Below are 14,519 nucleotides of genomic sequence, written 5' to 3' on the forward strand. Positions count from 1 at the left end.
TTCAAGCAAATGATGATGACATTTGTTATATTACCCAAATATTTTTGCAGGGAAATAATAAGTTTTGTTTTAAAGCATGTTATCCTTATTGCGATAAATAGAACCTATTAACTTTTATATTAATTAGCTTATTTATTCGTTATTAATGAACGTTAAATACTGTATTTTAAACTGAATCAACGTTATTGTGATTTGTGGATGGATGTATATGAGCACCAATCAAGCTATGACTACCCTTAAACTATTTACCGCTGTCGTTGGATTTTCTGGTTTAATATCATGTACGTCGATCAATTCTGGTTTGCAATCAGGTGAGCTACCTGCTTATGGTGCGTTTGTCGCAGACAATGGTATGCAGTTTAATGTTCAACCGTTAACGCTTGCAAATTTACCCGCATCGTCATCTTATTCAGTTAATAACCAAACTGCGAGTTATAAAACCTCCCCTCAAAAAAATGCCCGCGTCAATGAATTATTGAATAACCGCCGTGGTGCAGAATATCGCATCTCAAGCAGTGATATCTTAAATATTAATTTGATTGGCTATCCTGAAATAACGCCTCCCAACACTACATCAGTGAATGCATCTAACCCCTACGCATCAGGCTACCCGGTCGATCAACAAGGCTATATTCAATTCCCTTTAATAGGACGAATTCAAGCGAGTGGCTTAACCATTAGCCAATTTACTGAAAAATTACGCAGCCAATTGCAGCGCTATTTAAGATATCCCGATCCACAAGTTAAAATCGTTAATTATCGTGGCAGTAAGTTTTTCATAGACGGTGAAGTGCGACAACCTGGCGAATTTAATATCGCTGATGCACCCGTATCGCTTTATGGTGCTATCTCTATGGCAGGGGGCGCAACAACTGACGGTGACACAAACAGCGTCATTCTAACTCGTAATGGTACTCAGTACGAATTAGGCTTAACTGACTTACAAGATATGGGAATTTCCCCCAGTCAGATATATTTACAAGATGGTGATTCAGTACGTGTACAAAGCCGTGATCGTAATAAAGTCTATGTATTGGGCGAATTTGGTGAGATAAAACCGTTAGAGATTCCAGATCAAGGCATCACCTTAACGCAAGTCATCGGTCAATCCAGAGGCCTAAACTCAAACACAGCGGATGCGGCTAAGGTTTATATCGTTAGAGATTATGGCAGTCAATCGTATACAGATATTTATCAGGTTAATTTGCAAACGGTAACCAATTTAGCATTGGCCAATCGCTTTAAAATGCAGCCCAATGATATTGTATATGTCGATCCAACGGGCTTAACGCGCTGGTCTAGATTTATCAATTCGATATTACCGTCAACCTCAGCTATTAGACAGATTTCTAGTTTATAGATTATCTTGACCCGTTTAGCTTGACCAATTTAACTTGACCATAAGTTTGGCGATTTATAGTCAATAGCTTCAAATACTGTACATAATAGTTGGTTATTTGAATTCAATAATTAGGATTCACTATTTCAAATTTCAATATGAATTGATTAAAAATCTTGGATAATTAAATTATGGCTTTTGAAAATATTTTAGTAATTTGTGTCGGTAATATTTGTAGAAGCCCGATTGCCGAGGCGTTGTTGAAACAGAGGTTTCCGAATAAAGAGATAGATTCGGCAGGCGTTGGCGCTTTGGTTGGTCATCCTGCCGATCAGAAATCTATTGATATTATGGCGGCGCAGAATATAGACATCACCAAACATACGGCAAAGCAAATCGATGAGAAACTGGCGTTAGAGGCAGATTTGATTTTGACCATGACAGACAGTCAAACCAAATGGATTGAATCACAATGGCCGTTTTGCCGTGGTAAAACCTTTAAGATAGGACATTGGTCAGGCAAGGATATAGCAGATCCGTATAAATTGGATAAGTCTGCCTTCGAAACAGCCTATAAAGATATAAAAAATGGGTTGGCGCAGTGGCAGGATAAACTGGTTTAATCTAAAGCCCGAATAAAAAAATTTTAAACATAAGAACTATTTATTTACTATTATTAACTATATAGCTACCTAATATATGAGCACTCAAACCACACCCTCTTCTAATAAGTCTATGACGCAACCAGATGATGAAATTGATCTACTTGCTTTGCTATGGGTTATCCTAAGTGGATGGAAAACGATATTAGCGTTAGCTTTATTAGGTCTTGCACTTGGTATAACGTATAGCCGTTATGTTCAGCCGACTTACAAAACAGATGCCTTGATTCAAGTTGATGAAAAGTCGCAAGGGTTAGCCGCACTGGGTTCTAATATATCCGATCTTGTTGGTGAAAGTACCAGTCAGGCAGAGACGGAAAGCATATTAATAAAATCCCGTATGGTTTTAGAGCCTGTTGTAGACAAGCTCCATTTGGACATGCGCTTAAATAATGCTGAGATTGGGTTTTTAGATCGTATTGCGCAGTCTAGAGTGCCGACGCAAATTAGCACGGAAGAAGGGGTTTATCTTGACACTGATAACGGTACTGCAACTGTCACAGTATTTGATGTACCTAGATCATTTAAAGACAAATATTTTACGTTAATGGCAACTGAGTCTGGTTTTGAGCTTAGCATAGAGTTTAATGAAGTGATGCTAAGTTATCAGGGTACTATAGGGTCACCGGTTACCTTAAAGACACCTGAAGGTGACATCCGTATTAATGTGTCTGCATTACCGATGGGTAGCACTTTTAGTATAGCCCAACTTTCTAAACCCAATGCTATAGAAGAGTTAATTAACAATCTATATGTATCTGAAAAGGGTGATAAAACAGGAATTATCCAATTAGCTTTAACTGGTAACGATCAAAATCAAGTCAGTCGTGTATTAAGTGATGTGGTTCAATCTTACCTCGATCAAAACTTAGCACGTGGTACGGAACAAACCTCGACCACGCTAAAGTTTATGCAGTCTCAAATTCCTGATCTCAAGCAGAAGTTAGAGCAGTCTGAACAAGCGTTTAATGACTTTCGCGAAGAATACGGTACCATTGATGTGACTAAAGAAGCAGAAATACTGCTTCAAGAAAGTGCACAAATAGAACGTAGCTTAAGTGAATTAAAACTTAAAAAAGCGGAACTATTAACGTACTATACCAGCGAGCATCCTTTAGTCATTCAAATAAATGATCAGCTTGATGTGCTCAATAAAAGACGTCAAGAAATTAAAAATACGGTATCGAATTTACCCGATGTTCAACGTGAATTTTTACAGCTGTCGGAAGACATGGAGATAAACCGTGAGATTTATCTCACTATGCTTAAGAACTTTGAACAATTAAAGATTGCACAAGCGGGTGAAATTGGTAATGTTAGAGTGGTTGATACCCCAATCAATACTTACGAGCCTATAGCACCAAGGCGTTTAATAATTTGGGTATTAGCAACTTTACTAGGGTCTATGCTAGGCGCTTTAATCATCTTATTAAAAAGCCTATTGCGTAATACCATTAAAGATCCTGACAAGCTTGAAGCGAAGACAGGTGTACCCGTTATCGCGACTATTCCTAGATCTAAGACTTCCTTTAACCTTAGTAAGAAAGATAATCGTCGCTTGCTAGCAATGGTAGATCATGATGGACAAAGCTATGAAGGTATCAAGAGTCTACGCACCTCACTTATATTTGCGATGCCACCGGTCGCTAAAGTCGCTAAAATTTTAGATAATATTGATGAAGACGAAGCCACAAAGCTTGGTAAAGTCATTGTCATCTCTGGTGAATCTCCCAGTATTGGCAAATCTTTTATCTCATCTAATCTGGCCGAGACTTTCTCTCAGTTAAATAAGAAAGTAATTATTATTGACGGTGATATGCGTCGTGGAGAACTTCACAAAATCTTCACCATTGAACAACGTAATGGCTTGGGAGACTATTTAACAGAGCCTAACGCAACATTAACTAGCTTTATTCATGCAACTAGCTTTGAATTCATAGACTTCATGCCACGTGGTAAACACCCTAATAACCCAGGGTCGCTTCTATCTACTGATAAGTTTAGTAATATGTTGGCACAATTAAGCACTATCTATGATTATATCATTATCGATACGCCACCAGTATTAGCAGTATCTGATGCGATTATAACAGCACAGTATGCTGATAAAGTACTTATGATTACCCGTTACAATCAATCAATCGAAGGTCAGGTTGCATATGCAGTGAATCAAATGACTAAAAGTGGGGTAACCGTAGACGGTATTGTATTAAATGATATGGTGCAGGGTATAACTAGTAAATATAACTATCATTATAGTTATGCTTATGGTAATTCTAAAGACTAGCTTAGATATGACGGTATAAACGTATTAAGTTGTGATAAATAATGAATAGTACTCATAAAGACAATAATTTGGGATTGCTGGCTGAAAGGCTATTGCAATTACCGCGTAAAGCGAAGCAACTGATTTTATTAGTTGCAGATTATTTTATATCTATATTATGTTTATTCTTAGCACTATCCCTACGTCAAGGTGTATTAGATGTTAACGCAAGTCCTTTTTTGCTTTCAATTTATGCTTTAGTTCCTATTGTAGGTCTTTATTTAATTGGCTTTTATCGTGGAGTTACGCGCATCTTCTTTGACACAGATATGCGTAAAGTTATGTGGTTATTTATCGCTATACTGGTAGCTTTTACTACCGTATATTTACTTGATCTTATTAGCAGTATTCCACGTTCAGTTCCCCTACTATATTTATTTCTGCTATTTATCTGGCTTTGGGGAAGTCGACTATTCTTACGTGATTTATTATTACGTTTACAAGGCAAACCCGTATATCAAGATAAAATTGGCCCACGTGATAATGTTATTATTTATGGAGCAGGATCTTCTGGTACGGCACTTTTGGATGCATTACAAGACTCACCGCGCTATCAAGTGCTCGCCTTTGTCGATGACGATTCTAGACTTATTGGCGGCCATATCCTTAATAAAAAAATTTATGCTACTAAAAATATTGAGAAATTAGTAGAGAACCTTGAGGTCGCACAAGTATTTTTGGCGATGCCCTCTGTCAGTCGCCAACGACGCCGTGAGATTATTGATCGTTTAACCGAAATGTCAGTTAAGATTAAACAGCTGCCTAGCCTGCATGAAATCGCCGAAGGCAAAGTCACAGTTAGCACCATGCGCCGGGTCGATATACTTGATGTACTGGATCGGCAAACGGTGGAACCAGATCAAAGATTACTGGCAAAAAATATCGAACATAAAAATGTATTGGTAACTGGTGCGGGTGGCTCTATTGGCAGTGAGCTGTGTCGTCAAATTATCAAAAATAGTCCTAAGTGTTTGGTACTATATGAGCTGTCTGAATACGCGCTATATGCTATCCATAAAGATCTACTCGCTTGGCAAGCTCAGCACCTAGATCGTGAGCAAACTGAGATCATCGCCCTTTTGGGAAACGTAAACAATCAAGATAAGTTATCCACAGTATTTAAACAGTATGACATACATACCGTGTATCATGCGGCAGCCTATAAGCACGTGCCCATTGTAGAATTTAATCCTTTTGAAGGGGCTATTAATAATGCCAAAGGCACTTATCATTGTGTCAAAGCGGCTATTGAGTCTCAGGTTGAGACCTTTGTGCTGATTTCAACTGACAAAGCAGTACGCCCAACCAATATAATGGGCGCATCTAAACGTTTAGCAGAACTGGTGTGTCAAGGATATAGCAAAGAGCTAGCAAAGCAACAACGCCAAGCAACTGTACAGCTTAAACTACCTAAGACTCGTATTAGTATGGTTCGCTTCGGTAATGTGCTCGGTTCATCAGGTTCTGTTGTTCCTTTATTTACTAAGCAAATCGCTAATGGTGGGCCCATTACGGTGACGCATCCTGAGGTTACCCGTTATTTTATGACTATCCCAGAAGCGGCAAATCTAGTCATTCAGGCTGGTGCAATGGCACAAGGCGGCGAGGTATTTGTACTCGATATGGGAAACCCTGTCAAAATTGTAGACTTAGCTCGTCGTATGATTCATTTAAGTGGCTATCAAATCAAAGATAAGCAGCATCCAGTCGGTAATATATAGATCGTATTTAGCGGTCTACGTCCTGGAGAGAAACTGTATGAGGAACTTATGATTGTCAATTACAATATTGTGTCGACTTATCACCCTTTAATAATGCAATCAATGGTACTCCCCTTTGAATTAAATAAGATTGAAACAACTTTATCTGAGCTATCTTCTTAAACCCGACAACACAATTTAAATTGGACCAAACTGTATTTTAAGTATTATTTTGATGGCTGTAGTCCTTAAAAACGAACCTTATGAATAGTTTAATTTTTTTATGGCCTGTATAAATAATATTTACTACTAATATTTTTTAAGCTTTCAGTGCTAAATAATTTTTATTCATTTAATAGTTCAATGCATACATTCTAATTAATTTTAAACAAGTTACTTACATGAATAGAATAAGTAAATATTATCAGAGCTTGAAAAAATACCTCAATAATACACTATGGATTATGGGTGATAAATTTATAGGCTTAGGATTAAGCTTTGTAGTAGCGGTATTATTAGCACGTCACTTAGGTCCAAGCGACTATGGTACCTATTCTTATGTAATGTCGATGGTCAGTCTTTTTTCAGTGGCTGGACATATGGGACTAGCAGGACTTGTTACTAGAGAGTTGGTAAAGAATCCTGAAAAGACGGGCCAGATATTAGGCACTACTCTTGGCTTGAAGTTAATAGGGATGACGGTAGGGTATATAGGTCTATTAATATATGCTTATCTTTATGAAGGCTATTACAGTCATGAGTTCTTACTTATTGCCATTGCTGGAGCTACTTTGATTTTAAGTTGCACAGATATAATAGATTACTGGTTCCAATCTTTCGTTAAGTCTAAGTATGTATCTATTGCTAGCCTGACTAGTTTAATTATCTCTGCATCATTAAAGCTGGCTTTTATTTTTATGAGTCTAGGTTTAATTTACTTTATAGTTACTAATGTTATTCAAGTAATCATACTGGGTTTATTACTAGTAATATTTTACAAAGCTGTTTCCACATTACCACTTAAAAGTTGGTCATTCAGTAAATCTAAAGCTCTAGAATTATTGAGTCAAAGTTGGTTGGTTTTTGCTGGCTCTATTTTCGCTATTCTTAACTTAAAGATGGACCAGGTAATGTTAAAGTGGTATCAAGGTACCGAGCAGGTAGGTATTTACGCTGTGGCTGCACAACTTTCAGAGGCATGGTACTTTATTCCATCAGCGATAGTTGCTTCATTCTTTCCAAAGTTAATTCAACTTAAGAAAGAAAATAACGATCAATACCTTCTAAGGTTACAACAACTTTTTAGTGCGTTATACTTAATTGCTTTTTCTGTCGCATTGGTTGTTAGCTTAGGCGGTGACTTGTTAATTAGAACATTCTTTGGTATAAGATACTTGGCTAGCTCAAGCGTCCTAACCGTTCATATTTGGGCGGCAATATTTATATTTATGCGTGCCTTATTCTCTAGATGGATTTTAATTGAAAATGCTCTTGTTTTCTCTTTAATTACCCAAGGCTTTGGTGCGCTAATTAATATTTTATTAAATTACTTTTGGATCAATGAATATGGCGTAATGGGAGCAGCATATGCAACATTATTTTCCTATGCAAGCTCTTCATTTTTCGCTCTGCTTTTTAATAAAAAGACTCGTCCTATTTTCTGGATGATGTGTAAGGCCATGTTTTTACATTCATTAATATACAAGAGACCTATAAATGAGACAAACTCTTAAAAGGATAATCCCAAAATCTGTCGTTAGAAGCATTAGAAGCACCAACAGTAAGATTGAGTTAAATAGTGTCAGAATTGCTTCAAAAACTAAGCTACTATCTAACTTATTTTATCTTATCAAAGGTGATTTCTCGGAAGAGCACCAGTCTGTTTTAAAAGGTCGTAAAGCTTATTATGAGTCTTTGCACGATATTGGCGAAAGTTGTGCTCTTCTTCGTCGCAATACCCATCGTATTGAAAAAGGGTTAATAATGAAGCCTCGACGAAATATCTTTGGTGAAGGGTTTATCCTAGAAACCGTAAAATGTTATAAAGATGCAATAAACTCGTCAATTTTAGCTAATACAGAAAAAAAATGGGCAACCGATGTACTAGATGAGTACTTTAAAGTTGTAGGCTCTACACAAATAACAGATAGTGCTAGAAAAATATATATTAGTGCTAGACAAAATGTATCAAACTTTGAGCCGATTTTACCTATATTCCCAAATGACACTTCTAGTTTTACGCCTTATCCCTTTAAGAATTTGCCTTCATCTACAATTGAGTTTGAAGAATTAAAGAAATTATTCATTAGCAGACGATCTGTACGTTGGTATCTAGATAAGCCCGTTCCGATTGAATTGATCCAAAAGGCAGCTAATATCGCAAGCTTTGCACCTTCAGCTTGTAACCGTCAACCATATCGTTTTTTATTTTGTAATGACAAACTAAAAACGATTGCAATCGCCGATTGCGCCATGGGTACAACTGGGTTTGCAGAAAACCTTCCTTCAATTATCGCTGTTGTCGGCGATTTATCCGCTTATCCAGCAGAAAGAGATCGCCATGTTATATATATCGATGGCTCACTTGCTGTAATGCAATTAATGCTAGCACTTGAAACATTAGGTTTATCGACATGTCCTATTAACTGGCCAGATATTCAGGAACGCGAAAAGAGAATTAGAAAAATTATCAAATTAGAAGATTACGAAAGAATTTTAATGCTAATGGCTGTTGGCTATGCAGACCCAACAGGAGGCATCCCCTACTCTCAGAAAAAAGATAATACTTTAATTTTAAAGGATATTAGCTAATGATTATTGAAGTTAGACAAGCAGGCTTTGTAAATAAAGGCGCAGAGCTGATGCTACATGCCATTGTTCAGAAATTACAGGACCAGTACCCTAACGCCAAGATTACAATGGCTCCTATATGGGGAGGGGCTGAAGATACTTATGACAAAATGAGAAAATTAAATCTTTATCCAAAAGCTTGGTTATGGAGAAAAGGCATTGATCTTGGCCAAATTGCAGACTTTATACCAAAAAAGACTTTACTTAAAAGGTATGGCTTAGTTTTTAATAGTGAGGTTGATGTCGTCCTTGATGCAGCAGGGTTTTCATACAGCGATCAATGGGGTGTTAATACTAGTAAGGAGTTAAGCGCTTCTAGTAAAAAATGGAATAAAAACGGCACTAAGTTAATAATGCTGCCTCAAGCATTAGGACCTTTTGAAGACAAACAAATTCAAAAGTACGTTAAGATTTGGGCTAAGAACGCTGACTTAATCTTCCCTCGCGAAGAAGACTCTTATCAGTACTTAACTGATTTAGTTGGTGAGCAAGATAAAATAAAACAATTTCCAGACTTTACAAATTTAATTAAAGGTACATTGCCTGAAGGATATGATGCTAGTAATAAGCGTATTGCTTTAGTGCCTAATTACCGAATGATTGATATGACTAGTCAGAAAGAAGGGGATGCTTATCTTCCCTTCATGATTCGCTGTGCAGATTATCTAGTAGCACAAAACCAGCAGCCTTTTATTTTAGTACATGAGGGTAATAATGACCGAATGCTGGCAGAAAAAATATCTGAAGCTGTAGGTGGTATACCCATTATTACGGAGACTGATCCCTTGCATATTAAAGGTATATTGGGCTCATGTGATGCTACCATTGGCAGCAGATTTCATGGTTTGGTGAGTGCGTTATCTCAAGGAGTACCTTCTCTGGCTACAGGTTGGAGTCATAAGTATCAAAGGCTATTTGAAGATTATATGTTTAAAGAAGGTTTGGTCTCAGTTTTCGATTCAGATGAGCAGTTGCATCAAAAAATAGATTTGTTGATAAAGTCTGAAAGCTTGGTTACCTTAAAACAACAACTTACAGAGAGATCAAACGTATTAAAGGAATTATCAGAACAAATGTGGCAGCTAGTATTTGATGAAATAAATAAAATAGTTCAATAGTTTTTTTGATTATATTTTATTATTTATAAAAACCTAGCCTATAGGGGTTAGATTACGACATACGATGAAACTATTTGAGTGTTAAACTATGCTAAGCAAGCAAATTAATGTCAATGAATTACCTCTAGTAACTGTTTATATGCCTACATATAATAGGGTAACGTTACTACAACGCGCTGTAGACTCAGTTTTGAATCAGGATTATAAAAACATTGAGTTAATAGTAGTCGATGATGGTTCATCTGACGACACTCATGAATATCTATCAAATATTGCTATTAAAGATTCACGCGTTCGATATTTTATTAATGAGAAAAACTCTGGAGCATGTGTCAGTCGTAATAAAGCTATTTTTACAGCCCATGGTGAATTTATAACAGGACTAGATGATGATGACTATTTTCTACCTAACCGAATTTCAACCTTCTTAGAATTTTGGAAAAAATCTAGCGATGACTGTATTGCTATATACTCAAATACTTTGGTAAAAAGAAATAATGATAGAGCTAAAATAGATCGTAAGGCTAAGGTCTGCAATAAGTATGATTTGTTATCATCAAATCGAATAGGTAATCAAATTTTTACTAAAACACAATTTTTAAAAGCAATAGGGGGTTTCGACGAAAACTTGCAAGCATGGCAGGATCTTGAATGTTGGTACAGATTACTTAGTTATTATAACGCTAAAGCATACTGTAATAACGAATATTCTTACCTTGTTGATATGAGTCACCTACATGAAAGAATTACTACTGGTAAAATAGACTCTGTTGTAAAGTCTTACGAGTATATATGTAAAAAGCACAACCTAAGCTTAGTTAAAAAAAAGGTCCTTTCTCTACAACTTACTCCATACACTAATAACAAACCAGATATTAGCTCTATTATACTAGGTTTACTTTATTCACCTAATAAAAGCAATATTAAAAGGACTGTATTCATGCTTTACAAAAATATAGTGAGTTGATAGATCTAATATAGTTCTTTATTTTTCATCTATGAAATACAGATTTTGCTTAAAAATATTTATACTGAGAGCGGTCAATGCATTACTTAGTTCTTATTGTATCATTAATACAACCTGTAATAGCATTACCTTTTGCTATGTATCTAAGCATAAAAAAGAATAATAGCAATTTAGCCGTGTTTTGTATTGCTTTAGCCTTTGGAACTTTAGCCTTCACCCTAGTACCTCCTGAAATTTATGACTTAGCTCGTCATTATGATCGTATAGACAAGATTGGGAACTTACCATTAGATAGTGTCATCAAGACGTCAGGTCCGGGTTATTACCTATTTGATACTTATGCATGGCTAATAAATTACTTAGGCATGCCAAAACAGCTTTTTCCTGCTAGTATTGTATTTACCTCATATTGTCTTGTTTTTTCAGTTTACAATAATCTTAAAAATAGGTTTTTACAAAACTCTCATTCTTCATATATTATTATAGTTTTTTTAACTTTCTGGCTTTCAATAAGTTATATTGGACTATTAAGTGGCTTGAGAAACCCCTTCGCGAATATTATTATATTCTATCTTGGTTACAAGCTAATTTTCTTTAATAAAAACTTATTGTTTATACTAGGGTCTCTTTTTGCATTTTTTATACATCCTTTTGCTATAGCTCCCGCTATATTGACATTTACGGCCTACAGGTTTTCTTGGTGGTCAAATAAATCAAAGATTTTAATTATAATAGGGCTGTTTCTAACAGTATCAACTAAGATAATTAGTATAGGCATAGATTATCTATCTAATATTTTAATGAGGTTTAGCTTCTACTCTGGTACATACTTTGATGAAAATAGCGAGGTTGGAGGCTCATTCATTGAGTCTAGAACACTCAATGGATTGATTATTACTGTTATACTTCCTAGGCTTCCTATTTATATAGCTCAGTTATACTTACTTTATCAAAAACCAAAGACTAATGACCCCTTATATCTTCTTCTAGCCTTAATGTCTATATATTTAGGTTTCTTTTATTCTTATGCAACTCTGTTCAATCGGATGGGAGCTTTTTTCTTATTTATTTTTACAGTTTATATGTCTTTAGAACATAGGAATTCTGGACGAAAAAAAATAACACTTTATATTTATACTGGATCATTAATACTATTGTCGCTTTCAACAATTTTTATACGATATCCAGATTTCGTCATTTCTAGCTTTCCAGATGCATTAATTAAACCTCTATTGTTCATATTATTCGGCTTATAGTCTCTATAGTATGATAATAAAACTTAACAGCTTTTAAGAGGTTATACTAATTTTAAAAGGATATTAGTATAAATAACCAGCGTAGTATATTCATCTAAGAATTAAAACTTTACGCGATTAGTGCCTTCATTGATGAAAATTGAAAAGCCAATGTTTGATAATTACCTACCCTAAGCGGAGAATGAGAAACCTTTTTTAATACTCCTATCAATTTATTTGAGTCAAGAATACGGTAAACTTAAATGTATAAGCTAGCTATTATAATCCCTATCTATAAAGTAGAAGACTACATTCAGGAGTGTCTTGAAAGCGTTTTAATTCAATTACCTACAGATGTTGAGGTTATATGCGTCAATGATGGTAGTCCAGATAACTCTATGGAAATTGCAAGACGAATTGTTGAAAATTATAGTTTCAGCATCGTAAACCAGTTTAAGTTCATTGATCAGGAAAACCAAGGACTTAGTGGCGCTAGAAATACAGGAATAAAGTCATCAGATAGTGATTATATCGGCTTTCTTGATTCAGACGACAAGTTGATAGATGGTTATTTTGATAACATACTAGCCCGACTCAACGATAATAAATATGATATTGTTGATTTTGATGTAATTACATCAAGTGGTAGAGAAATAACTACTAGTTGCGGAACCTTAGATAGCGTATTTAGCTTATCAAAATGGTATAGCCCTGCTAGAGTATATAAAAGCAGCCTATTCCTAAATCATAAATTCACTCCTAATATACTTTATGAGGATCTTGATTTAACTCCTCAGCTATACCTAGCTTCCAAAAAAATCTTTCATATCAACGTGCCTCTTTACTGGTACCGTACCAATGACTATGGGATTACTAAGTCTTTTAATGATAAAAATAATAAAAAAACTATTGAAAGCTTAGAATTTATTTTTAATAAATATTTAATGTTATTTAAGGAAACCTATATTCCTTATTACGCTCTCGTCTGTATTCATACTTACTTTTTACTATGTATCTCTAGTTGTAGAAGGTTTGGGTTAAAAGAAGCTTTTAAGCATATAAATAAGTATCAAAGAACTATCCAGTCTCTAATTAGCCTCGACCAACCCTCTATTGATCAGAGTCTTCTTGATAAAAAAACAAACTACTTTCTAATAAAACCAAAGGTCTATTGTTTACTTTACGTTATATATGATCATGTTCGAACTAAAAAGTGATATTTTAAATATTAAATTACTTTTAATTTAAATAAAGAGTTTTTATGAATATATTAGTGCTAGGATATTTCGGATATAAAAGCAACCAAATTGATGGCCAGACCATTAAAACAAGAAATATTTATAACATTTTAAACGAAGACCATACCCTAGACTACTTTGACACAGAAAGTTTAAAGTATAATAAATTAGAACTATTTCTACTATTTAGAAAGTGCCTAAAGGTAAAGAACATCATATTTGTAGGCGGAAAAAATAATTTAACTTATTTTTTTCCTATCCTATTTTTAATTAGCTCTGTTAAAAATATAAATATTGTATATGTAGTAGTTGGTGGTTGGTTATATGACTACCTTAAAGACAAACCTGGTATTTACACTAGAATGCTGAAAAATATTAAATCCATACTAGTAGAGACCCAGTTTCTAAAAGATAAATTAAATATTATAGGGTTCGATAATGTTGATATTATTCCTAACTTCCGCCTGACTCCAAACTACTCTTTAGATAGCTATAAGGTAGATAAAGAAACCTTTAGAATAGTATTTATGGCACGGATTATCAAAGAAAAAGGTATTTATCTATTATTCGAATTAATTGAAGACTACTTAGCCAATCCTGATGATTACCAAAAATCAATCAAAATCGATTTTTTCGGTCCTATAGATAATAAGGATAGCTTAGAGTTTAATAGACTTATTAAACTCTATTCATCAAATGTTTCATATAGGGGGGTCTTAGACCCTTCTCAAATTTATAACAGCCTTACTTCTTATGATATCCTTGTACTACCTACATTCTATGAAGGTGAAGGTTTTCCTGGAACCATTATAGACGCATACTTGTGTGCATTACCTGTAATTGCTACTAAATGGAAACAAATACCAGAGTTTATTAAAGACTCACATACAGGTTATATAATTGACTATGATTTATTACAGCTAAGTAACAAAGTTCAAATTCTAGCGAACGATGAGTCCTTACTAAAAACAATGAAAAAAAATGCTTTTGAGTATAGCTATGAATTCTCATCGGATAAGGGGTTAGAAATCTTAACTGATGCATTAACAATAAAGAAATAGAAACTTACTTATTTTTAATGTTT

The 14,519-nt window shown here is 34.9% G+C and carries 10 protein-coding genes and 1 pseudogene; all 11 read left to right on the plus strand.

The features are described from left to right. Nucleotides 1-208 precede the first annotated feature (208 nt). The 11 genes and pseudogenes from AC21OH_RS06435 to AC21OH_RS06485 all read left to right on the plus strand — a co-directional run bounded on the left by AC21OH_RS06435 (nt 209) and on the right by AC21OH_RS06485 (nt 14,496). The gene (locus AC21OH_RS06435) at nt 209-1,360 is read left to right on the plus strand and encodes a polysaccharide biosynthesis/export family protein (protein WP_487371216.1); all 1,152 of its coding nucleotides are present in this window, start codon (nt 209-211) and stop codon (nt 1,358-1,360) included. Nucleotides 1,361-1,530: 170 nt separating this feature from the next. Further along, on the plus strand, nt 1,531-1,962 hold the full coding sequence (locus AC21OH_RS06440) for a low molecular weight protein-tyrosine-phosphatase (RefSeq protein ID WP_487371215.1): 432 nt from the start codon (nt 1,531-1,533) through the stop codon (nt 1,960-1,962). Nucleotides 1,963-2,038: 76 nt separating this feature from the next. Next, nucleotides 2,039-4,288 (plus strand): polysaccharide biosynthesis tyrosine autokinase, encoded by a 2,250-nt coding sequence (locus tag AC21OH_RS06445; protein ID WP_487371214.1) that lies wholly within the window; start codon nt 2,039-2,041, stop codon nt 4,286-4,288. A gap of 308 nt (nt 4,289-4,596) precedes the next feature. Then, nucleotides 4,597-6,210 (plus strand): annotated as a pseudogene (locus AC21OH_RS06450) (polysaccharide biosynthesis protein). 218 nt (nt 6,211-6,428) lie between these two features. Beyond that, nucleotides 6,429-7,760 (plus strand): flippase, encoded by a 1,332-nt coding sequence (locus AC21OH_RS06455; protein WP_487371213.1) that lies wholly within the window; start codon nt 6,429-6,431, stop codon nt 7,758-7,760. Beyond that, nucleotides 7,744-8,838, plus strand: coding sequence for a nitroreductase family protein (locus tag AC21OH_RS06460; protein WP_487371212.1), 1,095 nt, complete (start codon nt 7,744-7,746; stop codon nt 8,836-8,838). Before AC21OH_RS06455 ends, AC21OH_RS06460 begins: the two co-directional genes overlap by 17 nt. Continuing rightward, the gene (locus AC21OH_RS06465; RefSeq protein WP_487371211.1) at nt 8,838-9,995 is read left to right on the plus strand and encodes a polysaccharide pyruvyl transferase family protein; all 1,158 of its coding nucleotides are present in this window, start codon (nt 8,838-8,840) and stop codon (nt 9,993-9,995) included. Before AC21OH_RS06460 ends, AC21OH_RS06465 begins: the two co-directional genes overlap by 1 nt. Before the next feature lie 88 nt (nt 9,996-10,083). Then, complete coding sequence (locus tag AC21OH_RS06470) at nt 10,084-10,962, plus strand: glycosyltransferase (RefSeq protein ID WP_487371210.1); 879 nt, start codon at nt 10,084-10,086, stop codon at nt 10,960-10,962. A 77-nt stretch (nt 10,963-11,039) separates the two neighbouring features. Further along, nucleotides 11,040-12,218, plus strand: a complete 1,179-nt coding sequence (locus AC21OH_RS06475; RefSeq protein WP_487371209.1) for an EpsG family protein — start codon at nt 11,040-11,042, stop codon at nt 12,216-12,218. 242 nt (nt 12,219-12,460) lie between these two features. Then, the gene (locus AC21OH_RS06480; protein WP_491139398.1) at nt 12,461-13,414 is read left to right on the plus strand and encodes a glycosyltransferase family 2 protein; all 954 of its coding nucleotides are present in this window, start codon (nt 12,461-12,463) and stop codon (nt 13,412-13,414) included. Nucleotides 13,415-13,458: 44 nt separating this feature from the next. Next, nucleotides 13,459-14,496, plus strand: coding sequence for a glycosyltransferase family 4 protein (locus tag AC21OH_RS06485; RefSeq protein ID WP_487370680.1), 1,038 nt, complete (start codon nt 13,459-13,461; stop codon nt 14,494-14,496). The last annotated feature ends 23 nt before the right edge of the window (nt 14,497-14,519 follow it).

It is taken from the genome of Psychrobacter sp. CX10, from assembly GCF_057621575.2.